The following is a 25504-nucleotide window of genomic DNA, read 5'->3' as shown; positions in this document are numbered from 1 at the left end:
TTGGTTGTATCTGATGATGGGTAGAAAGAGTATTTTAGATTCTAATGAACTAATTTTAGTTGGGTAGAGGTGATTGATTGTAAAGCTGACCGGTTATAGCCAGCTTTTGAGACTTATGGGAAAATATACATATTACCATCGCCAATTTGGTTGATCATTTGGAAGTTACCGTTACTTGCTTGTGTCACCATGATAACGTTCGAATTACCATCCTGCGTTGCTAAGAAGGTGTTGGAGTCACCGCTTTGAGTTAAGTCATACTCATTGAGATTACCGCCAACTTGAGTTATGTCTGATATGTTCATGTCACCCCTCTGAAATAGATCTACAACGTTAAATTGACCAGATTGTTTGGCCAGGGCCAAGTTGTTATCACCAGACTGGATGTGTACAGCTAGGTTAGATTCCCAGGATTGCACGATTTCACTGGTGTTACTATCCCCTGTATGTGTGACATCAATGTAATTGTCCTTGCCGAACTGGTAGGAATAAGATGTGTTGCTTGAACCTCCGTTCTGAATAACTAATCCAGTTTGGGTATTACCAATCTGGGTTGCATAAGCAGAGTTAGAGTTGCTATTTCCTTGTTGTATTTCGATTTTATTATTTCCGATGAAAAGCCCCTTTTGGTTAATAGTAGCCCTGTGTTCAGATCCATTAAACTGACCCATTGTGGCTGAATTAGTATTTTTAGTTTGGTTGACAAAAATACTACTTGAAGAAGTATTTCCCTGATTAGTAAATACGACCTGGCCGTGTAAACCGCTTTGAATAACTAATGCTATTGAATCGTTAGTAAAGGACTGAGTAGTGGATGCGCTATTATTATCATTTACTTGGGTGATGAAGGCGGTAGAAGACGATGAATTATTCTGCAGAGAAACTATCGTGTTCCTGTCGCCAAATTGTAAATGACTAATTGTACTATCATTAGTGTTATTAATCTGCTCTGTTTTTGAGGAGCTTAAATCGCCAACCTGATTAATGAGAATGGTACTATTAGATACAGTGCCTTCTTGTACCGGTGTGACAGTATTTCCCATGCCATTTTGCAAAACAATTACGGTGTTGGCAGCTACACCGCTTGTGGTAATTGTCAGGAAAATGCCTAAGGGAATGGAGATGCACTTTTTCATGGGTTGCTCCTTAGAGATATCAAATTTAGTTTAAAAGTATTTTTACTAGAGAGATAGTCAAGGCAGTGTCGGAAGCTGGCGTGAAAATCGTTTTCCCTAGTTTTGAAGTAAATTGTGAAGTTTTTTAAGTGATTCAATTGGGTGCGTGGTATGTGTTGAGCTTAAGGGAAAATAAAATGTGCTTTGAAATTAATGGTTTTATGCTACGTAAAGTTTTGTGGAAAATTTCTTGTTTTCCATGAGAGGTAATTCTCATTGATCTAAGAAAAAAGTATGTCTTATATTTTCATAAATATTTTAGCGTCATACAGTGTCTGTTTTTATCAGGGAAGTTTCAGAATGATGAATCTGGACTTATTCTTGGCGTTTTTAATGGAGTGCCTTTCTATATTTGTTAGTTTTTGGTTGTTAAGATGGTTCCCCCTTAACTATATTACGATGAATTATTAAATAATATTTCTTAGCAAAGTTCTTTTAATTCTGTATGTATCTAAGTGATTTTATTTGAGGTAATGCGAAATGAGTGGATGAATTAAATTTCTTGATGGGTTAAGGAAATATGGAGGTTTTTTTAGATTTAACTTGTAAAAATGTAAAAATGTAAAAATGTAAAAATGTAAAAATGTAAAAATGTAAAAATGTAAAAATGTAAAAATGTAAAAATGTAAAAATGTAAAAATGTAAAAATGTAAAAATGTAAAAATGTAAAAATGTAAAAATGTAAAAATGTAAAAATGTAAAAATGTAAAAATGTAAAAATGTAAAAATGTAAAAATGTAAAAATGTAAAAATGTAAAGTGTTTGGAATGTAAAAAATATTTTATTGAATTAAAGAGCTGACCCTGTTGGGGGCAGCTCAGATAGACGCTTGGCTGGTAATTCTATGGAAAAATGAAAGTGTTGCCATCGCCAATTTGACTAATAGCCATTACGCTACCATTATTGGCTTGCATAACAGATATTAAATTGAAATTCCCAGTCTGTGTTGCTCTAAATGCATTGGAGTCACCACTCTGAGTGATAAGATATGTGTTCATATTACCTCCAGACTGGGATATGGTAGAAATATTCATATCACCCGATTGAACAGTTACAGAAAAGTTATCGTTAGATAGTTGCTCAATAATCAGGAAGTTGTTATTTCCCGATTGGTTGACAAAAGCTATATTATTCTCCCAAGTCTGTAAAATTTCACTAGTGTTGTTATCTCCTGACTGTGTTACGTTAAATTTATTCCCCTTTCCTCTCTGTTGTGAGAGAGACATATTATTTGATCCGCCTACTTGTGAGATGAATAGGCTATGCAAGTCACCATCCTGATCGGCAACAATAGTGTTGAAATCACCATTACTTTGCAGGGTGATAAGATTATTCTCACCAATATCACTAGCTACTTGGTTGAAAAAAGCAGTGTTAGAAATACCATTGAACTGACTCACTGAGGCAAAATTAGAGCCATTATCCTGATTTACCGTAGCAGAGTTTGAGGTAACATTTCTCTGGTGAATAAGTGCAGTTTGAGATAAAGAGCCACTTTGATGAATAGTGGATCCTGAATCAATTGTTGAGATTTGAACAGAAGTGGCTTCGTGATTGTTGTCCACTTGATCAATAAGGGAGAATGAGTTCGATGTATTTTTTTGTTGTGATTCAGCTTTATTCATATCACCAGATTGAGTGTGGCTAATAGCACTAGAGTTGGTGTTATTAGTTTGCTCTGGATAGGATTCATTATAGTCCCCAACCTGATTGATAATGATGGTGCCGTCGATTACAGAGGCATCCTGAACTGGCGAAGCCAGGTTTCCAACACCATTCTGATTTAGAATGACGGTATTGGCTATGCTGTTACTCGCAGCAAGAACTATGGTTATTCCTGCAAAGACGGGGGTATAAATATTCATTAGTTACTCCTTTAAGATATCGTCCTTAGATTGAAAATTATTTTCCTAGGGATGATATCTAATCAGCAGTGAAAGCTTTTCGTGAAAGTTGCTTTCCTTAGCGTAAGGGAGGTCACTCAAGGTTTTCCATAGATTTATAAGAACCGATGCTCTTCTCTAAGTCACGGAGAATTACATATACCTTGTGAATATCCACATTCCATTAGTTTAATTTTGGAGGAGAAGTGCATATTAACCATGAGAGATTAGTCTCATTTAGCTAGGTAGAAAGTTTGTATCCTACTATTTTAATATTTAGGTGTAGTGAATGATAGATTTTACATGACAATAGCAAAGTAATAATCTCCTATGTATCTATACCATCTATAAATTAAGTGCGATTGTGGTGAGAAATTTGACCCGGTAAGGTTATCCTTATTAAAAATTAGAAGGTGATATTGCTAAGTCAGCATAACGACACTTCTATCAGTTTTTTTGCTACTGACTTTAGATTTGATTTACTGATCTGAGTTGTATCAAGGGTGTTATTATTTCCTGGCTGATTTACAATGGCAATATTGGTTTCTCAGTATTGCCAGATTTCACTCGTGTCTCCATCACGCAGACCAGGCAGCGTTTCGTCCCATTTGATCAGTGTGGGAATTGTTACCATATCCACCTGCCTGTAAAAATAATGCACTTTTCAAACCGCCATATTGAATAATTTCTATTCCATTGAAGCTACCGAGGTACTGTATTACAGCAATACGATTACGTCTGTTTTAGTCACAGTAGTGATATAAGAAATATCACAAAGTTGTTTTGTGGGTGCAAATTTATAGCTTTTTCCTGATTAACTGTTTCAAAGCCACTTAAAAAGATTGATGGACCAGGAAAATAAGAAGAGAGCTGGGGCTTGTGGGTTTTTTTTGTTCATTGGATTGATTAATGTAAATGAACCAGAGGTATTATCGTTGTTGCGACCATGCCTTATTCGTATTGCCAACTCGTGTGTGGATAATAAGGCTTTGACTAATGTTATTAATTTCCTCAGGAGTTGAAAGAGCCGGTGAATGAGAGTGACATTATTAGTTACAGTACCATCTTGGGAAAATCAATCAGAGTATTGACAGCCGAACCGCTTATGACGATTGCCAGAAAAACACCTAAAAGCTTGTTCATAATTTCTTTAACCTAATCAATGTGCAGGCAATAATGGAATCTTTCGCCATCAACTACCATCATCCATTTATTACCATTGTCTCTTTTGTTTTTTCTGACTTCAGATTTCCTTCTTGGGCTGAAGCAAAACTGCTATCCGAGGTGCTTTCGGCAAGCTTCCAATCAAGTGCCTTACTTTTCCTGATGTAGGGGTAAACTATTTAGGTTTTCAAGAGTTGCAATTGGGTGTTTGGTATGTAATTGAGTTACTGGGTAAATCAAATTCACCTCGTGATTATTAGCCTGCTGCTGTGTGGAATTTTATGAAGAAAATTTTATGCTTTTCATGAGAGAGAATATCCCATTATCTAAGAAAAAATTATTCCTTCTGTTTTTATAAATATGTTGGCCTCAAATGGTATTTATTCTAGAGGTTAGCTGGTAGGTCCGGTATTTCTTTAGTAATGAATTGCTTTTCTGTGTTGACTAATTTTCAGCTGTCAAGGTGGCCTTTTCCTTGGTTGGTTTGTGATTAATTGCTGGCGAAATTTTATTATTGTTGTAACTGTCTAAGTAATTACACTTGACATATTTAGAAAAAAAGGTGAATTAAGCTTCTTGATAAGTTGGGGATGTATGGCAGGTTTTTCCAGGTTATATTTAAAATATATATAGAGCGTTTAGTTTACAAGAAATTCTTTAAGTTAAAAGAGCTGACCCTGTTGGGGTCAGCTCAAATAGAAGCTTAGCTGGTGAGTCTATGGGAAAATGAAAACGTTGTTATCGCCAATTTGACTAATAGCCATCATGCTACCATTACCTGCCTGTACGACCGATATTAAGTTAGAATTGCCAACCTGTTCTCCATTAAATACGTTAGCATTTCCACTTTGCGTAATAAAGTACCGGTTCATGTTGCCACCAGATTGAGTAATGGTGGATTCGTTAAAGTCACCAGACTGATCCACACCAACCTCGTTAAATTGAGCGGTCTGCTCTGTCCATGCATAGTTGTTGTTGCCAGACTGGTTGTGTACAGCCAGGTTAGATTCCCAGTACTGCTCGATATGGCTATGGTTGTCGTCACCTGATTGCGCAACATTTAGGTCATTATATTTACCAAATTGGTAGCTGTAGGAGTAATTACCCGATCCTCCATTTTGGGAAACAAATCCAGTTTGGGCATTACCAATTTGTGTGGCCTCTACAGTATTGGAATTGCCATTTACCTGTACTACTTGCATTTCGTTGTTGCCAATGAAATGCCCTTCCTGATTAACAGTGGCAACGTTTCCTGATCCATTAAACTGAGATACTATAGCAAGGTTGGAATTTTTTGTTTGGTTTACTGTAGCGTGGTTTGAGAAAACCGCACCCTGTTGGATCCATGCCATCTGACCGCCCCATCCACTTTGTGAAATGGATGCAGATGAGCCGATAGCTGAGGTTTGAGTAGTGGTGGCGCCATTAAAATCAGAGGTCTGGGTTATGAACGCTGTTGAAAATGAGGCAGCATTCTGTATAGATGTGGCCCCATTTGAGTCACCGAATTGAGTGTGACTGATCCAGCTATTGTTGGTGAAGTTCTGCTGCTGAGGAACAGAGGTGTTAAAGTCACCAGTTTGGTTAACGATGATGGTGCTATTGAAAACAGTGCCATCCTGTACTGGAGCAACAGAGTTTCCGGCCCCATTTTGATTAACAATCAGGGTGTTGGCCATGGCGCCACTAGTGGCAAGAGCCATTAACACGCCAGCAGCAATTGGTGTGTACTTGTTCATTGGTTACTCCTTAGAGATATCAGATTTAGCTTGAAAATTTTTTGCTAGAGAGATTATCGAAACAGCATCGAAAGCTTGCGTGAAAATTACTTTTCCTGGTGTAGGGAAAAATCGTTGAGGGTCTTTTTCAGGAGTTTCAATTGGAAGCTGGGTCCGTATTGATTTCTAGAAAAAAGCATAGGTGCCTCGTAGAATTCAGCTTGATGCTGAGTAGAGTCTTGTGGGGAAAATACGAAACAGCCATAGGAGATAAGTTTCGATCACCTAGGAAGAAAGTATGTTTTTCATCCATGTAGATAATCGAGTGTCACCGAGTTTTTGCTTAAATAACAGTGAGCTATAGGATAGTGAATTTAGTGAAAAAAAATGGTGGTAGTCCTTCTTTTTGGACCATTGACTTTAATAGGGTCACAAGAAATTTTCTTTCCTATAAGATATTTTGAGCATAAAAAAGGCGGCCAAATAATGACCGCCGCAAGATGTTCTCTCTCTAAGAAGCTACAGTAAGAACTACTGGAAAATGAAACCGACGTTAAATGCCCCAGCTTGATTTGCTATAGCTGTTTCATTAGCCCCGAGTTGGGTAGTAGTATGCACATTCAGAAGTCCAGCCTGTGAGGTTTGTGCATTGTGCCCAAAACCGGCTTGGGCAATAGTGGAAATATTTATGATTCCTGCTTGTGCGGTAAGTGCATCGTTAAATGAGCCTGCTTGTGCATGGGTCGAGATATTGCCAAAACCAGCTTGGAGAGTGGTTGAGTCATTGGCCAGGCCGGCTTGTAGGACCGTTGCAAGGTTCAGTGTACCCAGCTGTGATGAATTAGAACTATTCAACAGCCCTGATTGAGCATGGGTTGCAATGTTGAGTGTGCCAGCCTGATTAGCCACAGCAGTATTGCCAACAGCTAATACCTGAGCCATATTTGCAATATTTGCAGTGCCAGCCTGATTCACAAGTGCGCTATTTCCAGCACTAAGTATTTGAGTGACTGTTGCAAAATTTAGGGTGCCTAATTGATTAATTGCGCCAACATCTCCCAAAGAGGCTGTTTGGAACACCGAGCCAAAGTTTCCATCCCCAGCTTGATTGACAAGTGCTGCTGATGCAAATGCTGGCGCGGCCTGGGTGGTAATAGCCAAGTTGGCATTACCTGCCTGAACAACCGAAGCCGTATTCAGGGCTCCACCAATTTGAAAAGAATTTGCGCTGTTGGCATTGCCTGATTGAAAGTGATTGATAAGGTTGGTGTCACTACCACCAGTTTGCAATGCATCGGAGAAGTTAAAATTACCGATTTGAGTTTGAAGAACCGTGTTGTCATCGTTTCCAGGTCCTACCTGAGTAGATATAGCCAGGTTGCCCAGGCCAGCTTGATTTTGCACGGTGGTATTATTTGCCGCAAATACGCTGCCACTTGTGGTGATGAGAATAGCGGCTGCGATTGGTGTTAACGCCTTCATGCGATACTCCTTTACTCTTGACGTTTTGATCCAGCACACACAGTGCTGGAATTACTGACATCATCCAGATGTCATGGATTCACAATGCAGGATTCCTAAATTCCTGGAATAAGCTACATCGTTGAATTCTGGCTGAATAAAATAATCAGCGATTAATACTTCAAATTGCTAATTTACTTGGTTGGCTTGACTACTCTTATGCCTACGGGGAGGTAAGGTGTCTCCCAGATACTACATTGGGGACCACTCTTGAGAGAGGGCCAGTTTGGCTTTGAGAGATTGATCTCTAAACAACCTAATGTCTGCATGACAAAATGTCCAAGAGGTGTAAAACAACATTTGATCAGATATGTAATGAGTTTTGTCTGTAAAGCGGAGATACGCTATAGGACATAAGTCACTAATAGATAGGAATATAGTTCTTTTGTTGTGGCTTGATTTTTAATGTGTGATTTGGCTTTTAAAAGAATCAGGTTTCATAGGCGGATATTCCGCTCAAATGGCCACGACTTATGTTTTTACGCAGATAGATCGTTATGGATCACAAAATTGAAGAATTTAATAAGAACAGTGGGTTGTTATTTTTCAGCTCTAATTTTGTCGTTAAGATGTTTTCATGGGAATCTGTCAGGCTGCTAATTCTGACACATATGTGAGATGTTATATTTAAGGAGGCCTAAAGGCGCGTAATTTCAGTCAAATTGGCGGATAGAGGTAGTGGTCGCAGTGCCTATTACCGTTACAGAAGTGTGTAAGCCATGACCACTTTGATAGATATTAACTTTGTGTAACATACCAATTTCTTCCACATAAGCACTGTTCTGTGTGCCAAATTGGGATATGCCTGCGGAGTTAGCTGTACCATATTGCTCTATATTAATCAGATTTTCATAGCCCACCTGGATTAATCCGCTTAGGTTTTGTTCACCTATTTGACGTGAAAGTACAATGTTATTTTCGCCTGCTTGTGTTACAGAAAGACTGTTTCTATTACCATCTTGATGAGCAGAAGTATAATTGGTTCGGCCCGACTGCCGCACGTTAATATTGTTCACGCCACCTTCTTGGTTGATTACTGTGAGATTGGAGACTGATAGAAGATTAGCTGCGCTCAATTCGCTGCTTAAGGCGAGTTCACTACTGGCATCCAAATCAGAGGCTGTACAATTTTTTGCATATCCCCCGGTATATAACCCGATGAATAGTGGGAGTAATATGAGGTGATTTTTCTGACTGCCAAACATAAATTCCTCTACTTCATTGTGCTGCCTGATCTCAGTTCACCATCACATAATGACGGTACTGTCGTTTAAATAGTATTGCAGTATGGGATTGTTAATTTCATCGGGATTCGCTAAGGCCCAGGAATTATGCACAATCCCCTCACTGATCAAGTGAATCACCGCAGATTCCATAGCTGAAAGCATAGCAAGTTGTGCTGGCTCGTTATATGTTACCCCGGCTTCCAACTCCAGTAAGCGTCGGAATTTAACATAACGAAATACATCGGCACTGATTGCTTTGGAGTAAACAGTTTTTGATGTCAATACAGAGTGCAATATTCTGCCTGAGCGTATATCGATTGCTCTTAGATTGACCGTCACCTGGTCGACGCGGTATTGCTCATTGGCACCGATGCCAAAGTATCTTGCTCCGGCACCGCCGGTTTGAATATTTTGATCGTAGGCGACAATTCCGCCTTCAAGCAATACGTTAGCTGCAATTAGAGTTGGTAGAGGAATATTATTATTGGCTGGAGCATCAGGTTTACTGAGCCCGGCACGTATAATTTTTCGCTCGGTTAAAAGGTTTTGTAAGCCTTCACGCTCCAATGCGATAAACCAGCCGGATTCATTGAGTACATCGGTCAACATAGCGGCTCCACCCTGAGTAACCGCAGTGGAGAAGCTACTGTTTGGTGCTGGCTTGTATTGTCCGGTTTGATCGCGGAAACTATATACAGCAGCCAATATCTTCCCTTTAGGTTCAGGAAGATTTACCAAATCCCGATAGGTATTCATTCGTGGGGTCAGCATAGCATCAGTCCGCCCAGGGCCAAATAAGGCATCACCAAGGCTTTTAAATGCTGAGCATCCGCTTAGTGTGAGAGTAAACGCCAGTGCGGGCAAGGCTAAGGCTTTTGTTATTGCATTGCGCATTGCCAGTTTTCCTTCAGTGTTGATTCTTATCTAATTTGTGGGATTGAGACCACTGACAACGATCTCACTTTTGTCCCCAGTACTTCTGTCTGTGATTAGTACCGTAAGAACGCCATCGTTATCGACGATCTGTACGATAAAATCGTCGGTAATTAACTCACCACTATTGCCATCGCCGACATCCGTTAGCAGTTGATTGAGTAGTCTTGTTTCCAATGAGTCAGTAAAGCGATCCAGGGCACTTGGTTGTTCGTAGAGACTGTCATTCTTGTCGGGGTCTTCGTGGCTATCCTGAGATTGCGCGTTTTGCAGCAAGTAGGTTCCATTAAGAGGATTGCCGCCAAAATTCGGGTTAACTGGCTCATAAATTAATTCAGTCGCGATCACAGAGCCACACGAGAATAGGGCGGCTACCAGGCTAGCTGGATAAACAAGGTAATTTTTGTTCATTAGAATTCCTCCTTTCCCAAATCAAAATTATCTATTAGGGCACTGCTCACGCGATCCTTTAAGACCGCTTGATGAATATATTGGGCTGCTTCGTCTGCAAGGCGATGAATATTGTTGGTACTTGGGCTGATAAATCGTCGAAATACAATTTTGTCGTTGTAGGTAACCCATATTAAGTTTCCCCAACGAGCTGAGGGTCGCTCGTAAACTGTTAAATTGTAAGTGGCATCTGGATAATTCAGATTTCTATATTCACTAAGATATCTGGCAAAGTCGTGGCCTGTTCGAGTAATTGTTCTGTCGATATTAAACCCGCTGATTTCATCCTCAAGTCTTCCTGAGTCAGTGTCTGCAGGAGGAACTTGGGTGTCATCCTGAGCAAAGACTACAGTTGAGAGAAGAATGATAATCAGCGGGGTTAATCTCATATTCTCTCTTCCTGGAGATTGAGTTTTGCCCAGTTGCTAGCTTGTAAGCGATTCTTCACGCCGATTTTCCGGAAAATGTTATACATGTGATTTTTAACGGTGTGTTCGCTCAGGTGTAGTTTCGTAGCGATGACGCTATTGGGTTCTCCCGTTGTTAGTTGCCCTAGGATTTCCTGTTCTCTACGAGTGAGAGGAAGGGGGGATTGCGAATTATCAGCGTGACTGCTTTCACAGCTGTGAATGGCTGTACTGAGTCTTTGGATAAGTCTTTCCTGGCTGATGTTATTGTCACACAACAAATAAAAACCACTTTGCCGTAGTTTTTCTGAGATGTGGGTTGGTAAGTCGGCAGGAAAGTTAATAAGAATTGCTTTTGAGTGTCTGATTTTCTTTAAATCAGAAAGAAAATCCTTAGAGTAGCTGTTGGTGCCAATCTGCCAGCAATCAATAATTATCGCCTCGTAGTGTTGTAAACAGTGTCTTTGTTTTCCTATACAGGCTTTTTCCCATGGCATGGGAATAGACTGAGAAAACAGTGAAAATAAAAGATCGCCCTGAAGGCCGGAATTGCTAAAAAAAAGAACCGGCATATACCTCGTACCTCTCCTTGAAACAAATGGAATCCTCTCAATTTGAAGAGCGGAATCCGTTGTCGACTCCTGTCGTTTAAGTTTCCTGGTTGATCTTTGAAGACCACAAAAAAATATTGCTGTTAACGCTAAGTACCTCTTTGTTTAGGGAAAATAACTCATTTCGTGAGAATTTAGTTTGGAGTGTAGTCGTGGGTGTGAGGTATTCTGGAAAATATGATGCCTGTTTTTATTTCACGGTAAGGGAGTAATGAATGATGTCGTCAGTAAATTTTATTGGTTGAATTTTATGTGATTGATTAAGTTTTACTTTTTGCTTGTGAGTTTGTCTCTATTTTGAATGGGAAAGTTGGCTGGGGGTTGCTGGTTAGGAATAGTCGGTTGGGTGCGAGCGTTGATTTCTAAGATTCTTTCTTTCTAAAGCTTGCTTGTGAATATATGGCAAATTTAACTCTGAAGTTAAAATATACCTATGAGGGTAGTTACTTAGTGATTGTTTTTTAAGTGACTTGTGGAATATGTCACTGATGTAGTCTTTAGATGAGGTTGGGGGTTTTTGGCAGGCGGGAAAGTGCTGGTATGAGCCCTGGTTTATGGTATTCCCAGGATGAATATTGTGAGTAGTAATGCTGGGATGACTGTGGTCCAATTTTTACCATTAGGAAGCAATAAATAGATAGTGAATCATGCCTGCTAGCAAGTGACGCAATATAGCAACACAAAGTGTGACATTTTAGGCGATTGTCAAAGCTTCAGCTGTTAGGATGTGATATCGCTCGGTTCCACAGGGAAAAGTAACGTCATGAGTCACCTATTTGAGACACTACCATCCTGGCTATGGGTGAGTTTGGCGGTTATTACATTTTTCTTAGCTAGAGGGCCTATTCATAGAAGTATTTATTCCCTGGCAAGGCTATTTCATCGCTCATTATTGTTTTCTGCAAACGCTGTTGAGCTTGCCGGGCAGGGCCTCCGTGAACGCAATCGAGAGGTACTGCTGGCTAGAGGTCGTGAGGTAACAGAGTGGCAAATTGAGAGGGAGTTTGAGCGAATAGAAAGTAGTTTAAAGCGGGATATGGCACAATATCCTACGTTGCATCGTCATTTGTGTGAGCAGATGACAACCTTAGATGATGATTATGTGCGTAGCGCAGAGGTTCCTCCAGAGCCATCAAGCTGGGCCCGGGCAATCCGCTCTGTGGCGGAAATTCCTACTCCAGACGATACAGTTGTGGCAGATGTGTTGGAGACTATTAATCACTCTATGCGCAAGGCTGAAAATAAAGCTCTGGAGTCTTATCGGGAGTCTATAAGGGAGCGTCATCAGCTACTAAAGCGCATGATGCCTGGTTGGCGTTCCATATTGAAAACTCTGGGAAGAATGAATAAGAGTGTGGAATCTGTAATTTACCGTAGCAAAGTATTGGATGAGCATATGACACGCTACGAGGAGGTATTACAGGAGAGTGATCGTAGTTTACGTCTTCTATCAACCTCTTTTTTTAGTCGTTTTTTTATCTCTTCACTGGTATTGCTGTTGATAATGGCAGGGGTTTGGTTGAATCACCAATTAATTGCCAGGCCAGTGGCGGAAATCATTGGAAGTAACAGTTTTCTGGGGGGGTATGGGACAGCGGATATTGCAGCTTTGATTTTAATCTTCGTACAAATTGTCACTGGTATTGTGGTTATGGAGTGTTTGCGGATTACGCGATTATTTCCTTCGGTCTCCGCATTAACTGATTCAGTACGGAAGCGTTTGCTGTGGATTGGGGTACTTCTACTCTTGTGTTTGGCCTCTATTGAGGCGGGGCTATCACTCTCAAGGGAGTTACTATTGCAACAGGATCAGTTGCTTACGGGGTTATCTGAAACGAGCGGTTCTGCTGTTACTGAGATAAACGCTTACTGGACTCTCGGGCTCGTGCAAATGATGTTGGGTTTTACGCTCCCTTTGGTCCTGGCCTTTATCGCAATACCCTTGGAGCAATTTTTATCTTCTGCCCGCACGGTGTTTGGTAGTGTCTTAGTATTTTTCCTGAATGTGTTATCAGTGGGTTTACGTCTTCTGGCGCTTATTGCAATAAATTGTGGCACACTCCTTAATCGTATCTATGACCTAATAATATTTCTGCCTCTTTGGTTGCAGCATACTTATAGGCAGTTTCGTAAAGCTTCAGAATTAGATGTTGCGTCGGATAAGTCGAAATCACCAGTAAGCCAATCCAAGTCAGAAATAAATATTGAGAAAGAAGTGTCTACAGGAGGAGCCGCTAGTGTCTGACTGCTATTTAAGTAATGATTGCAGCCCAGATAAATCAATTTAGCGTCTTTTTATTGATCTTAGGTTTTTGAAATAGATGTCAATGTTACTTATTTTTTTCTTTCTTTTGCTTGTGTTGTTCTTATATGCCCGCTCGGGCATTGCGCCAAAATCAGCATTAAAGCTACCTTCATGCAAAGGGCCTATGGTTATCGCACATGGCAATGATTGTGGCAATGGGCTTTTCCCGGGGAATACTCAGGAATTTCTGCAAAATATGGTGATGCAGGGGGTGGATGCTATTGAAATAGATGTTTGGCTTAGTGCTGACGGGCATTTGGTTTTACGCCATGATCCTGATCTGGAAGATTCAACCAATGGTAGTGGGTTTATAGAGGACTTTACGCTGGCTCAACTGCGTAACTTAAATGCAGCTCACCACTGGAGTCGTGATCAAGAATCTTACCCCTATCGACATAAACCTTTGAAAATAATTACCCTAGAAGAGGCTTTACAGATAGTGGGTAAGACGCCACTAATATTGGATATAAAAAGTAAACAGTTACGGGCCGCACGACAGTTGAACGCTTTGCTCGAGCGCACTGGCAAGCACAGTCAGGTTATCGTCTCCTCATTTAATCACAAGGTTCTTCTGGAATTTCGACGATTGAGCCCGGAGACGGCGACCGGTTCTACAAGCTGGGAGGCGACCCTTCTATTTTTTGCTCAGTTACTGCGTGCGGAAAGCCTGCTAGCCCCCCGTTATCAAACTATGCAATTGCCCATGCAATTTTGGGGGCTCAATGTGGTTTCCAGGGGCACTATGCGTGCGGCGCGTAAGCTTAACCTGCACGTCTCTGTGTGGACTGTAAATGGGCGGGCCGATCTACAGCGCTATATCGATATGGGAGTGAATGGTATTGTTACTGACCGCCCGGATATATTGATGAGTATGTTGCCCAGTCGGGAGCCGAAGGTAGAACCAAAGCTACTTGAACGGGCTTCCTAAATTGAGCAACATCGCAAAAACAATATGACAATAACAACAGAGTAATGTTTATGAAGCAGATTGCAGGTATTGGGGTGCTGTTAGCGTCTCTAATCAGCACCCCGGTATTGGCGGAAGACCGCTTTGCCAAAGTAGAAATTAGTAGTGAGCCGGTGGCAGGAAATGTTTATATGCTCCAGGGGGCTGGCGGCAATATTGCAGTACTGGTCGGAGAGGACGGCACCTTTATGGTGGATGACCAATATGCGCCACTCACTGCAAAAATACAGAAAGCGGTGGCGGGTTTGGCAGATCAGCCGCTGCGCTTTGTGATCAATACTCATTGGCATGGCGATCATACTGGCGGCAATGAAAATCTGGGTAAAAGCGGTGCCCTGATCGTTGCCCATGAGAATGTGCGTAAACGTGTGAGTACCGAACAGTTTATTGAGGCTTTTAAGCGTAAGGTTGAGCCCTCACCGCCGGCAGCACTGCCGGTAATCACCTTTACCGATGCCACTACTTTTCACTGGAATGGTGATGAGGTGAAGGTGCAGCATGTTGGCCCAGCCCATACCGATGGTGACTCTATTGTGCATTTCGCCAAAGCCGATGTGATTCATATGGGTGACATCTATTTTAATGGCACTTATCCATTTATCGATCTTTCATCTGGTGGTTCGGTGGATGGCATGATTGAAGCGATGGACACCGCATTGGCGCTTTCTGGCGAAAACACGAAAATCATTCCAGGACATGGCCCTCTGAGTAGTCCTGCGGAGTTAAAAGTGCAACGGGATATGTTGCAGACCCTGAGGGATCGTATCCAGAAGCTGGTCGATAATGGCCAAAGCCGTGACCAAGTCATTGCTGCCAAACCGACCAAAGATTTTGACGAACAGTATGGACAGGGTTTTATGACACCAGATATATGGACTGGTATTGTGTATGACTCCCTGGCTGCAAAATCCAAGAAGTCTTGATCCTATATTGATGGTGACTATTAAAAGTTGCTGAAATAAAAAGGCCCGGATATTTCTATCTGGGCCTTTTTGTTTAGGGGCTTTCTTGAGCCCGGCTATTAAAGCATCTGTAGTTATCAGGATGCTTGGGGTTCAGCACCATTTAACTCCTTTGGAGTCTCTACGGTTATCTCTGTTTTCTCCTCTCGCACTCGGAACCAAGCTGCATACAGGGCTGGCAGGAAGATCAGGGTCAAGCCAGTAGCAACGATCAGTCCTCCCATAATGGCGACAGCCATGGGGCCGAAGAAGTCACTGCGCGACAGTGGAATCATCGCCAATACCGCAGTCAGAGCGGTTAAAACGATCGGGCGGAAACGCCGCACAGTGGACTCAATAATTGCCTCCCAGGTACTCAGGCCCTGGGTGATATCCTGCTGTATTTGATCCACCAGAATGACGGAGTTGCGCATAATCATACCGGCCAGGGCAATGGTGCCGAGCATGGCGACAAAACCGAAGGGTTTGCCGAACAGCAGCAGGAACAAGGTAACCCCGATCAGTCCCAAAGGCGCGGTGAGGAAGACCATGGTGGAAAGGGACATGCTGCGCAGCTGCAGCATCAGCAAGGTGAATACCACCAAGATAAATAGCGGCATACCGGCATTCACTGATTTTTGTCCACGCTCGGATTCCTCCACACTGCCACCAACTTCCAGAAGGTAGCCCGGTGGCAGTTGCTCTCGAATGTTCTGCAGGCGCGGCCAGACTTCATTCACCACGGTTGCGGGCAGTTCTTCACCATAAATATCGGCACGTACTGTGACGGTGGGCAGGCGATCGCGGTGCCAGATAATCCCTTCCTCGAAGCCGTACTCCAGGGTGGCAATTTGGTTCAGGGGGACACTGCGGCTGCTGTCGGTTTGCACCGCCAGGTTACCCAGTTGGCTGAGGGCGTAGCGTTCCTGCTCGTCGCCGCGCACACGCACGTCAATCAGCTCATTGTCTTCGCGGTATTGGCTAACAGTAATACCGGTGAGTGAGCTTTGCAGGGCGCGGGAGAGCGAGGCACTGTTCACGCCCATAGCGCGGGCGCGGTCCTGATCGATATTCAGGTTGACGGTTTTACTCGGTTCCTCCCAATCCAGGTGGACGTTGGTGACCTTGGCATTTTCCCGCACGCGCTCGGCAACCTGGCGGGCCAGGCTGCGCACTTCACCAATATGCTCACCAGAGACGCGGAATTGCACTGGATAGCCAACCGGTGGGCCATTTTCCAGGCGGGATACCCGGCTGCGCAGAGTGGGGAATTCCTCCTCCATGGTTTCGATCAGCCAGCTGCGTACCTGCTCGCGCTCCTCTACGTTACGTGTCATCACTACAAACTGGGCAAAGCTGGCCGCGGGTAACTGCTGGTCCAATGGCAGATAGAAACGCGGTGAGCCGGTGCCCACATACACCACATAGTTTTCTACCAGGTCATTTTTATCCAGCAGGGTTTCCAATCGCTTGGCCTGGTACTCGGTGGACTTCAGCGAGGCGCCTTCGGCCAGCTTGAGATCGACTAACAGTTCCAAGCGCCCGGAAGAAGGGAAGAACTGCTGGGGCACCAGGCGGAAAAGTGCCAGGGAACCAATAAAGATCGCCAGGGTTGCCACTATGACAGCTTTGCGGTGGCGCAGGCACCAGGTAATCAGGCGGCGGAAGCGCTGGTAAAAGGGCTTCTGGTAGGGGTCTTGAACCTCGCCACTGTGATTGTGGCGAGCCAGATTGGGCAAAAGGTAATGGCCCAGGTAGGGCACGAATATGACTGCGGCAATCCAGGAGACAACCAGGGAAAGTGTGACCACCTGGAAGATTGAGCGGGTGTATTCCCCGGTGCCGGATTCCGCCGTGGCAATGGGTAGGAAACCGGCGGCGGTGATTAAGGTACCGGTGAGCATGGGGAAGGCGGTACTGGTCCAGGCGAAGCCGGCGGCTTTCAGGCGACTGAGCCCCTGCTCCATTTTAATGGCCATCATTTCCACGGCGATAATGGCATCGTCCACCATCAGGCCAAGGGCGAGTACCAGGGCGCCCAGAGAAATCTTGTGCAGGCCGATATTGAAGTAATTCATCAGTGCGAAAGTCATGGCCAGCACCAATGGTATCGATAGCGCCACGATCAAGCCGGGGCGGCTGCCGAGAGAGAAAAAACTCACCAGCAGGACAATGCCCAGTGCCTCCGCCAATACTTGCAGGAATTCCCCCACACCGCGTTTCACCGCCGCGGGTTGGTCGGACACCTTGCGTAACTGCATGCCGATCGGCAGATCTTCCTGCAACTCGGCAAAGGTGGCGTCCAGCTGTTTGCCCAGCTTGAGGATATCACCGCCTTCTTTCATGGAAACGGCCAGGCCGATGGCGTCCTCGCCCATAAAGCGCATGCGAGGTTGTGCAGGATCGCTGAAACCGCGGTGTACTTCGGCAATATCACCCAGCCTCTGGGTACGCCCGCCGGCAGTGATGGGAAAGCGGCGTATTTCATCGACCGAGTGAAATTGACCGCTAACGCGAATGCGCACGCGGTCGCTCACCGTATCTACAAAGCCCGCATCGGCGACCTGATTTTGCGACTGCAGTGCGCTTTGCACTGCACTGAGGGGAATGCCCAGAGAGGCGAGCTTGGTGTTGGAAATTTCCACCCAGATTTTTTCATCTTGCAGCCCCAGTAATTCCACCTTGCCCACATTCTTGACCCGCTGCAGTGCCAACTGCAGGCGCTCGGCATAGTCTTTCATCAGGGCGTAATCGAAACCGCTGCCGGTTAGCGCATAAATATTGCCGAAAGTAGTCCCGAATTCGTCATTAAAAAACGGGCCCTGGATATCCGGTGGCAAGGTGTGGCGGATATCCCTGACCTTTTTGCGTACCTGATACCAGAGATCGGGGATGTAGCGCGAGTGCATATCGTCGCGGGCGACAAACAACACCTGGGATTGGCCGGGACGGGAGAAAGAGGAGATGCGCTGGTAGTCACCAGTCTCCAGCAGTTTTTTCTCCACCCGCTCGGTAATTTGACGGGACACCTCCTCGGCACTGGCGCCGGGCCAAAGGGTATTGATCACCATTACCTTGAAAGTGAAGGGAGGGTCTTCGCTTTGCCCAAGTTGTGTGTAGGAGGCAGCGCCCAGCAATCCCAGCACGATCATGGCGTAGAGTACCAGCGGGCGGTTTTTCAGCGCCCATTCGGAAAGGTTAAAGCCCATGGTTATTTCTCTGTATGGAAGCACGGATTGATCGAACTAACAGTGCTTCGGCAATTTCATCGGAGCGCGTTTTAGCGTTCAGTCCAGTTGTTATTTTGGGGTGGTGTTTAGTTAGTCCTGCTGGGCAAGCGCGCGGTCCGGATCGATTGGGCGATTCATACGGTCCACGGGACGAATCTGTTGTCCCTCCAATAACAGGTGCGTACCAGCGGCAACGATCCAATCATCGGCGCGCAGGCCAGAGAAAATCGGTACAAATTCTTGGCCGAAGGCACCTACGGTGACTTCGGTTTTATGCAGGGTTTGTTGTTCGCGGTTCAGTACCCAGACAAAGGCTTTGCCGTTATCGGCGCTCACTGCCGACATGGGTACTTGTAAAACATCGGTGGCCACTGCTTTGGGCACGAATACTCGGGCGCTCTGACCTATTTCAATGCCGGTGGTCTTATTGGTAAAGGCCACGCGTGCTTCAAAGGTGCGGGATACCGGATCTGCGGCGGGGGAGAGTTCCCTCACCTGGGCGGGGAAGGATTTACCGGGCTGCGACCAGAGTTCTACGGTCAAAGGTTGGCCGACACGGAAATGGCTAATTGCCTGCTCCGGTAAATCGATGCGCACTTCGCGTTCGCCGTCGGCGGCAAGTTCGAAAATCCCCTGACCAGCGGCGACAACCTGGCCAGCCTCGGCCATGCGGCGGGCGATAACACCGCTCTCTGGAGCTTTCAATTCCGCATAGGCGGCTTGATTACGCGCTACGTCTAATTGCGCCTTGGCTTGTTGCAGGCGCGCATCGCTGGCTTCGAAACGGGTCTCCACCGCATCGAACTGTGATTGGCTGACCAGCTGGCGCTCCAATAGTTTGCGGTGGCGCCCCAGCTCGCTGCTGGCCAGGCGCTGGTCTGCCACGGCGGAGGTGAGGCGTGCGCGTGCGGAATCCAGTTGTAGGAGCAGGTCTTCGGTATCCAGTTCAGCCAGCGGTTGGCCCTGCTCAACACGGTCGCCTACATTAACCAGGCGCCGCTGTAATTTGCCACTGATGCGAAAGGCCAAAGCGGGTTCGAAGCGGGCTCGCACCTCGCCGGGATAAAAATCCTGTTGGGCACTGGCCACTTGTGGCTGGACCATCACCGCTGGGCGGGGTTTTTCTAATTGTTCGGTGGACTCTGATGGCGCGCAGGCGGACAACAGCAGGCTGAACGACAGGGCAGCGAAGAGTAGCGATCGGTACATAGGGGCTCCCTTCCTCGGCGGCGAGGCGACAAGGTAAGTCCGGAAGTGGACGAGTCATGGCCGGGCGGCCGGTAATGTTATACTAGCGAGTATAGTAAATTTATTAAACTGGCGAGTCCAGTATATGGAGTGCTATGTCTGAACAGACTCAGATGGCCGCCCAGCGCGGGCGTCCCAAGGATCTGGCCAAACGCCAGGCCATTCTCGATGCAGCCAAAGAGCTGTTTCTGACCAAAGGCTTTGCCGCTACCAGTGTGGATGCGGTGGCCTCTGCTGCGGGCGTATCGAAACTGACGGTGTACAGCCATTTCTCCGATAAAGAGACGCTGTTCAGTGCTGCGATTACCTCCCGCTGCGAGATGATGATGCCCCTGCCCATTTTCGATCTGAAAGAGGGGGATTCGGTGGCAGAAGTACTGGAGCGCATTGGTCAGGCTTTTCTAAGCATGGTGGATAGCGAGGATAGTATCCGCCTGTTACGGCTTTTATGTGCTCTGGCGGCGCAGGAATCAAAACTTGCTCAGTTGTTTTTCGATGCGGGCCCCCAGCGCATCCTTCGAGATATTGAGCAGTTGCTGCGCCGCGCAACCGAGATGGGCAAGCTGCAGGTGGCAGACCCGGCCGAGGCCGCCGAGGACTTTATGGGCATACTGCTGGGTTGCCGGCACATGCGGGTATTGATCGGTTGTTGTAAGGTACAGGCCGAGGGTGAGCGGCGCGAGCGGGTGCGTAAGGCAGTGGCGCTTTTTATGCGGGGGTACCGCTGACAAGCTACTGGCTACTGGTTGGGGTTTTCCGGCATCGCTGGGCAACGGTTGATATCGCCGCTTATTTCCAGCCAGCCCGGCTTGTTTTGGTAGTAGACGTAACGCTCTGGTCGGATAAATACCGGGTCGTCGAAGGCGCCCCCAGCTAGGCCGCGAAGCTCTGGGAGAAATTCCAGTGTCCAGCTGAGGGCGCTGCCGCATTGCCCACAAAATTGGCACTCTATCCAACGGCCCGCATCGGACATTAACCGGTGACTTTTCAGCCTGCCTCGAATGAACTCTACATTGTTTTTTTCGAAATACACTGATACGCCTATTAAGCTACCGGTGCGTTTCCGACACCAGCTACAGGAACAGAGGCTCACTCGGCGAGGCTGGCCAGTGGCGCGAAATCGTACAACACTACAGGCACAGCCACCTTCGTGAAACTCCTCCATCCCTAAACTCTCACCGATCAGGTTTTAATGCGGTAACCGGTGCGGAAAATCCACCAGACTGTTACCAGGCATAGGAAAAGGAAGAGTAATGTCATTCCCACGCTGAGGCCCAGGTTTACATCGGCCACACCGTAGAATGCCCAGCGGAAACCACTGATCAGATAAACCACCGGATTAAACAAAGTCACTTTTTGCCAGAACTCCGGCAGCATACTGATGGAATAAAAAGCCCCACCGAGAAAGGTTAAGGGGGTAATAATCATTAGCGGAATAATTTGCAGTTTTTGGAAGTCATCGGCCCAGATGCCGATAATAAAGCCGAACAAGCTAAAACTAACGGCGGTTAGCACCAGAAATGTGACCATCCAGAATGGATGAAGGATTTCATAGTCCACAAAAAATCGCGCGGTGAGAAGGATTAGTAGCCCGAGCAGAATTGACTTGCTGGCCGCAGCGCCGACATAGCCGGCGACAATTTCAAAGGGGGATACCGGTGCCGATAGCACTTCATAAATAGTGCCTGAAAATTTCGGGAAAAAGATGCCGAAGGCGGCGTTGGCAATACTTTCTCCCAAAAGCGCCAACATCAACAAGCCTGGGATAATAAAGGCCCCGTAGCTCACACCTTCGATGTCTCCCATACGCGAGCCGATAGCGGCACCAAAAACAATAAAGTACAGGGATGTGGAGAGTACAGGAGAAGCGACACTTTGTATCAATGTGCGCCAAGTCCGTGACATTTCAAATTTGTAAATTGCCGCAATACCATACCAGTTCATTATTGTGCCTCCCCACTGAGTTGCTCCTCGCCTTGGTGCTGTGCAGAGTGCACCAGATTGACAAATATTTCTTCGAGAGAACTCTCCCTGGTATATAAATCGCGAAATTCAATATTTGCAGAGGTGAGGCGGCGAAGGAATTCCGTAATACCGGTATTTTCACTCTTGATATCGAAGCGATAGATGAGTTCACTACCATCTCCGTTGAGGCGCAGAGGCAGGTCGGAGAGGCTGTCAGGAATAGTTTCCAGAGGTGTGGGTAATTGTAGGCTGAGCTCTTTTTCCCCCATTTTTTGCATCAAAGTTTTTTTATCTTCAACCAATACTAATTCACCGCGATTAATGACACCAACCCGGTCGGCCATCTCCTCCGCCTCTTCAATATAGTGCGTGGTGAGAATAACGGTTACGCCGGAGTCGCGCAGGCCGCGCACCATCCCCCACATATCCTGGCGCAGTTCCACATCGACCCCGGCGGTGGGTTCGTCCAGGAAGAGCACACTGGGCTCATGAGATAAGGCCTTTGCGATCATCAGGCGTCGTTTCATACCGCCGGACAAGGTGACTATTTTGTTGTCTCTTTTTTCCCATAGGGAAAGCTGTCGAAGGATTTTCTCCAGGTAAGCGGGATTGGGCGGCTTGCCAAACAAGCCGCGGCTAAATTGAATTGCGCCAAGCACGCTCTCAAAGGAATCTGTGGCAATTTCCTGGGGGACCAAGCCAATTTCGCGCCGTGCGTGGCGGTAATCACGTTGGATATCGTAGCCATTGACTGTAACGTTGCCCTGACCAGGATTGACGATGCCACAGATTATACTGATCAGAGTCGTTTTGCCGGCACCATTGGGGCCGAGCAGTGCGAAGATCTCACCCCGTTGAATATCTAAGTCAATACTTTTTAGGGCGTTAAACCCACCACTATATGTCTTGTCGAGACCTCTAACAGAAATTATCGGTTTCACTTTCTCTCCTAAGCGTGGCCTTGCAGGCGGCTCGGCCAAAATATTTTTAGTGTGTATAGATCCTACTGCAAAAACATTTTTGCGGAGGGCTTCGGTTTTAACCAATGCAGGAGCAGTGCCAGGGAGGCTAAAAGTAGCAGCGTAGTGCTGGCTGCGGAAAAACCACTGGCGAGGCCAAAACGTTCTATCCAGGGCTGGCTGATAAATGGTGAGATAAATTGTCCGATAAAAACACTGGCGGCGAGAGCTCCAGATATTCGCCCACGAATGTTGGGAGTGGCAGATTCCAGCCCGGTGGCAAAAATATGGGGGATCAATGTCCCCATACCGCAGCCGTAAATCGCGGTGGCCATTATTATTGCATTAAATGAATCTGCCTCGGCGATCAGCCCCATACCAAAGGCCATAACAGTAAAACCTAACACAAAAACGCCACTTTTTCCCAAGTAGTTACGTGCCAGAGGGTAGAAAACCAGTGAAGCCAGGGCACCCATTAAATTGCTGGCAGCAATGGCAATGCCCGCGAGGCTGGGGGTGTCTGCTCCAATCTCTTTTAGCAGGAATGGGAGCTGTGTGGGAATCAGGAAAAAGATAAGACTGTTTAGTAAGGCTGCACCCAGCAACAAGGCGAATGCTGGCCAATCGGGATTTCCATTCGTGACATTGTTGGGGAGTGGTTCAATACTATTGCGTGTAGGTTCTGGCAGAAAACGCAACACGGCAGGGATTAGTAGTAGTGCCACTGCGTAAATGGCAAAGGGCGCGCGCCAATGTAAATCTGCCAAGAGTCCACCGGCCAAAAGGAAGACAACTCCGCCGAGGCTGATAAAGGCGCCCTGCTGACTCATATAGGTTTGCCTTTGAATGGGGCTGAAATAGTCACCTACCAGGGCGGTGACTGAAGTCATTGTGCCCGCCACTGCAATTCCCAGAAGGATGCGACTGGCCAAAAGTCCCACCAAGCTTTCCTGTAACAGTGCAGAGATGCCGGCCAGGGCGTAAACAGTTACCGCCAGTAACAGCAATTTCCTGCGACCATAATGGTCGGATATAAACCCGGCGATAGGTGCAAATAGAGCGATCATTAATGCCGGTAGGCTCAAAATCAGGCGACTGAGCAGGGCAATCTTCATGCTGGGCAAAATGTGCCTCCAGCGCCGGTAAGGATGGCGCTATGGTGGCACCAGACATAATTGTGAGCGCCGCCAGGCACAGCAATGTGAATCGCATCGGCACCGGTATAGCTGATTCCGCCACTTCGCGGGTTGGTGCTGCGCTGTTAAGTATCACCGGCGCCCTCCGCTATCGGTTTCTCTATTCTCTACGCTCATGGAGGTGATTGGTTGGCATAGCCCCTCTTGCACCGCCAGGCTGATACTTTGACTTTGTGCTGCCACTAAAAGGGAAGTGGCAGTTGTAGCCGGTATTTCTGTGACTGGGTAGGTTTGTTTGCTGTTACGGTTCATCATGATTCTCCCTGGGCTTGCAATGGAATGCTGCGCAGTGTAAAACCTCAAGTAATATTGAGGTCAATAGTTGTCGGAGACATCTGATGTCTGATACCAGTGAAAAGAAAGAGTCGGTTTGTGGAAACAAGAAATGCCGTCGTGAGATGACCGTAGGTGAGGTTGCAGAGCGTAGTGATGTGGCGGTGAGTGCGCTGCATTTTTATGAAAGTAAAGGGCTGATCAGCAGCTGGCGCACCAGCGGCAATCAGCGGCGTTACTCGCGGGACGTATTGCGACGTGTGGCCATTATCAAGGTGGCACAGAGCACTGGTATTCCCCTCGCCGAAATTCGCGAGGCCCTGTCTAATCTTCCTGATGGGCGTACACCCACCGCGAAGGATTGGGCCAAGCTTTCCGCCGGCTGGCGTGAGGAACTGGACCAACGCATTCGCCAGCTGACCCAGCTGCGCGACCGTTTGGAAGGCTGTATCGGCTGCGGCTGTCTTTCCATGGAGAGCTGCCCGCTCCGCAATCCAGGGGACCAAGCTGCAGAGCAGGGGGCTGGGGCGCGCTATCTGGATATTGGCAAGTAGCGGAGTATTTTTGCGGGGTGAACTATTCGGCCCCTGAGATATTTGATTGAAACTACTGGAAAATTTTCCGATAAAAATCCAGAGTGCCCAGCCATGCGTCCTGCGCGGCTTCCTGGTTATAGGCCAGCGGCAGACCAAATTTCTGCCCGCGCTCAGTTGCAACAGGATTGGTGAAGCCGTGCAATACGCCGGGGTAGCTCACCAGGGTAAATTTGGCCTCGGCCTCCTGCATCTCCGCCACAAAAGCGCCGACCTGTTGCGGTGGGATCATGCTATCGGCACCACCGGTGTAAACCAATAATTCCGCTTGGACTCCCCCTTTTTTGGTACGAACCTCGCTGGCCAGGGCTCCGTGGTAGCTAACTATCCCACGTAATTCCACACCGAGGCGTGCCATGGTCAAGGCTACGCCACCACCAAAGCAATAGCCCTGAGCTGCGACTTGAGTTTCCTCGACAACTTTATGCTGTTGAAGCAGGGTGAGTGCGGTGCGGAAACATGCCTCGAGGGATACAGGATTCTCAAGTGCCTCATCGCGATACTGCTGGGCTTCAGCGGGATCATCAGTTTGCTTGCCACTACCAAACATATCCACGGCAAATGCACAGTAACCCTGCCCGGCGAGCCTTTCCGCCTGCTCGCGTACAAAGGCATTGTGACCCCACCATTCGTGAACCAGCATAACGCCGGGACGTTTTTTTTGAGTTGTGTCGTCCCAGGCGAGATAGCCGCTATAGGACTTGCCATCTACCGCATATTCGATCACTTCGGTTTTCAT

The 25504-nt window shown here is 46.4% G+C and carries 22 protein-coding genes; 5 read left to right on the top strand and 17 right to left on the bottom strand.

Going from position 1 to position 25504, the window contains the following annotated elements; translation table 11 throughout:
* Nucleotides 1-113: 113 nt before the first annotated feature.
* The 9 genes from ACJJJA_RS19470 to ACJJJA_RS19430 form a co-directional block, all read right to left on the bottom strand.
* Nucleotides 114-1136, bottom strand: a complete 1023-nt coding sequence (locus ACJJJA_RS19470; RefSeq protein WP_444903110.1) for a hypothetical protein — start codon at nucleotides 1134-1136, stop codon at nucleotides 114-116.
* Between the two features lie 881 nt (nucleotides 1137-2017).
* A complete protein-coding gene (locus ACJJJA_RS19465) occupies nucleotides 2018-3040 on the bottom strand; it encodes a hypothetical protein (RefSeq protein ID WP_444903109.1) in 1023 nt (340 codons plus the stop codon).
* A gap of 1898 nt (nucleotides 3041-4938) precedes the next feature.
* Nucleotides 4939-5961 (bottom strand): hypothetical protein, encoded by a 1023-nt coding sequence (locus ACJJJA_RS19460; protein ID WP_444887135.1) that lies wholly within the window; start codon nucleotides 5959-5961, stop codon nucleotides 4939-4941.
* A 510-nt stretch (nucleotides 5962-6471) separates the two neighbouring features.
* The gene (locus ACJJJA_RS19455; protein WP_444903108.1) at nucleotides 6472-7422 is read right to left on the bottom strand and encodes a hypothetical protein; all 951 of its coding nucleotides are present in this window, start codon (nucleotides 7420-7422) and stop codon (nucleotides 6472-6474) included.
* A gap of 692 nt (nucleotides 7423-8114) precedes the next feature.
* Nucleotides 8115-8666 carry a hypothetical protein gene (locus tag ACJJJA_RS19450; RefSeq protein ID WP_444887133.1) on the bottom strand — a complete coding sequence of 184 codons (552 nt, stop codon included), beginning with the start codon at nucleotides 8664-8666 and terminating at the stop codon, nucleotides 8115-8117.
* A gap of 42 nt (nucleotides 8667-8708) precedes the next feature.
* Nucleotides 8709-9581, bottom strand: a complete 873-nt coding sequence (locus ACJJJA_RS19445) for a CsgG/HfaB family protein (protein WP_252083224.1) — start codon at nucleotides 9579-9581, stop codon at nucleotides 8709-8711.
* A gap of 30 nt (nucleotides 9582-9611) precedes the next feature.
* On the bottom strand, nucleotides 9612-10031 hold the full coding sequence (locus ACJJJA_RS19440) for a curli assembly protein CsgF (RefSeq protein WP_444903107.1): 420 nt from the start codon (nucleotides 10029-10031) through the stop codon (nucleotides 9612-9614).
* Nucleotides 10031-10459 carry a CsgE family curli-type amyloid fiber assembly protein gene (locus ACJJJA_RS19435; RefSeq protein ID WP_444887131.1) on the bottom strand — a complete coding sequence of 143 codons (429 nt, stop codon included), beginning with the start codon at nucleotides 10457-10459 and terminating at the stop codon, nucleotides 10031-10033. The genes ACJJJA_RS19440 and ACJJJA_RS19435 overlap by 1 nt, the downstream gene beginning before the upstream one ends.
* Nucleotides 10456-11049, bottom strand: coding sequence for a helix-turn-helix transcriptional regulator (locus ACJJJA_RS19430; RefSeq protein ID WP_444887130.1), 594 nt, complete (start codon nucleotides 11047-11049; stop codon nucleotides 10456-10458). The genes ACJJJA_RS19435 and ACJJJA_RS19430 overlap by 4 nt, the downstream gene beginning before the upstream one ends.
* Before the next feature lie 802 nt (nucleotides 11050-11851).
* On the opposite strand from ACJJJA_RS19430, the gene ACJJJA_RS19425 reads away from it, so the two are divergent.
* The 3 genes from ACJJJA_RS19425 (at nucleotide 11852) to ACJJJA_RS19415 (ending at nucleotide 15283) form a co-directional block, all read left to right on the top strand.
* On the top strand, nucleotides 11852-13333 hold the full coding sequence (locus ACJJJA_RS19425) for a hypothetical protein (RefSeq protein WP_444903106.1): 1482 nt from the start codon (nucleotides 11852-11854) through the stop codon (nucleotides 13331-13333).
* A gap of 184 nt (nucleotides 13334-13517) precedes the next feature.
* Nucleotides 13518-14321, top strand: coding sequence for a glycerophosphodiester phosphodiesterase family protein (locus ACJJJA_RS19420; protein WP_444887128.1), 804 nt, complete (start codon nucleotides 13518-13520; stop codon nucleotides 14319-14321).
* A 50-nt stretch (nucleotides 14322-14371) separates the two neighbouring features.
* Nucleotides 14372-15283 (top strand): MBL fold metallo-hydrolase, encoded by a 912-nt coding sequence (locus tag ACJJJA_RS19415; protein WP_444903105.1) that lies wholly within the window; start codon nucleotides 14372-14374, stop codon nucleotides 15281-15283.
* Between the two features lie 116 nt (nucleotides 15284-15399).
* Here ACJJJA_RS19415 and ACJJJA_RS19410 read toward each other — a convergent pair whose 3' ends face one another.
* On the bottom strand, nucleotides 15400-18510 hold the full coding sequence (locus ACJJJA_RS19410) for an efflux RND transporter permease subunit (RefSeq protein ID WP_444903104.1): 3111 nt from the start codon (nucleotides 18508-18510) through the stop codon (nucleotides 15400-15402).
* A gap of 111 nt (nucleotides 18511-18621) precedes the next feature.
* Nucleotides 18622-19740 carry an efflux RND transporter periplasmic adaptor subunit gene (locus ACJJJA_RS19405; RefSeq protein WP_444887125.1) on the bottom strand — a complete coding sequence of 373 codons (1119 nt, stop codon included), beginning with the start codon at nucleotides 19738-19740 and terminating at the stop codon, nucleotides 18622-18624.
* A 134-nt stretch (nucleotides 19741-19874) separates the two neighbouring features.
* Here ACJJJA_RS19405 and ACJJJA_RS19400 point away from each other — a divergent pair, with 134 nt between their 5' ends.
* Nucleotides 19875-20507, top strand: a complete 633-nt coding sequence (locus ACJJJA_RS19400; protein WP_444903103.1) for a TetR/AcrR family transcriptional regulator — start codon at nucleotides 19875-19877, stop codon at nucleotides 20505-20507.
* 11 nt (nucleotides 20508-20518) lie between these two features.
* Here the strand turns inward: ACJJJA_RS19400 and ACJJJA_RS19395 are convergent, their stop codons facing one another.
* The 5 genes from ACJJJA_RS19395 to ACJJJA_RS19375 form a co-directional block, all read right to left on the bottom strand.
* The gene (locus ACJJJA_RS19395) at nucleotides 20519-20944 is read right to left on the bottom strand and encodes a GFA family protein (RefSeq protein ID WP_444903102.1); all 426 of its coding nucleotides are present in this window, start codon (nucleotides 20942-20944) and stop codon (nucleotides 20519-20521) included.
* 17 nt (nucleotides 20945-20961) lie between these two features.
* Entirely contained in the window at nucleotides 20962-21723 is a 762-nt protein-coding gene (locus tag ACJJJA_RS19390) for an ABC transporter permease (RefSeq protein ID WP_252083213.1), read from the bottom strand.
* Nucleotides 21723-22685, bottom strand: a complete 963-nt coding sequence (locus ACJJJA_RS19385) for an ABC transporter ATP-binding protein (RefSeq protein ID WP_444887123.1) — start codon at nucleotides 22683-22685, stop codon at nucleotides 21723-21725. The genes ACJJJA_RS19390 and ACJJJA_RS19385 overlap by 1 nt, the downstream gene beginning before the upstream one ends.
* Nucleotides 22686-22747: 62 nt before the next feature.
* Nucleotides 22748-23818 (bottom strand): MFS transporter, encoded by a 1071-nt coding sequence (locus tag ACJJJA_RS19380; RefSeq protein WP_444905264.1) that lies wholly within the window; start codon nucleotides 23816-23818, stop codon nucleotides 22748-22750.
* 153 nt (nucleotides 23819-23971) lie between these two features.
* Entirely contained in the window at nucleotides 23972-24154 is a 183-nt protein-coding gene (locus ACJJJA_RS19375) for a hypothetical protein (RefSeq protein WP_444903101.1), read from the bottom strand.
* 83 nt (nucleotides 24155-24237) lie between these two features.
* On the opposite strand from ACJJJA_RS19375, the gene soxR reads away from it, so the two are divergent.
* Nucleotides 24238-24726, top strand: coding sequence for a redox-sensitive transcriptional activator SoxR (gene soxR / locus ACJJJA_RS19370; RefSeq protein ID WP_444889479.1), 489 nt, complete (start codon nucleotides 24238-24240; stop codon nucleotides 24724-24726).
* 52 nt (nucleotides 24727-24778) lie between these two features.
* Here the strand turns inward: soxR and ACJJJA_RS19365 are convergent, their stop codons facing one another.
* A complete protein-coding gene (locus ACJJJA_RS19365; protein WP_444903100.1) occupies nucleotides 24779-25504 on the bottom strand; it encodes a dienelactone hydrolase family protein in 726 nt (241 codons plus the stop codon).

This window comes from Microbulbifer mixtoriginis (SeqCode) (assembly GCF_052466865.1).
The sequence above is the reverse complement of the archived record's forward strand: the minus strand, read 5'-3'. Positions and strand labels throughout refer to the sequence as shown.